Annotated in this window: 1 protein-coding gene; it reads right to left on the bottom strand. The window is 56.2% G+C overall.

The window, feature by feature from the left end:
• A partial coding sequence (locus EOD29_RS30980) for an aldehyde dehydrogenase family protein (RefSeq protein WP_127248792.1) occupies positions 1-329 on the bottom strand: 329 nt, incomplete at both ends.

Genomic DNA, 329 nt, shown 5'->3' with positions numbered 1-329 from the left:
ACTCATCGTGAACGCTCGATTGGACGTAAATGCGGTTCGCGGAAACGCAGGTCTGGCCGGCATTGCGGAACTTCGCCTGGACCGCACCGTCAACAGCACCGTCAATGTCGGCATCATCGAAGATGATGAAAGGTGCATTGCCGCCGGTTTCAAGGCTGACCTTCTTGATCTGGTCAGAGCACTGACGCATCAGCAGCCGTCCGACCTCGTTCGAACCGGTAAAGCTGATCTTTTGAATCTTGGAATTGGTGCAGAGTTCACGGCCCACGCGATCACCTTCGGACGCATAGATCAGGTTGACCACGCCATCGGGAAAGCCGGCCTGATGG

Source organism: Mesorhizobium sp. M1A.T.Ca.IN.004.03.1.1, assembly GCF_003997555.1.
In the GTDB taxonomy this organism is placed as follows: Bacteria; Pseudomonadota; Alphaproteobacteria; order Rhizobiales; family Rhizobiaceae; genus Mesorhizobium.
This window is presented reverse-complemented; position numbering and strand designations above follow the sequence as displayed.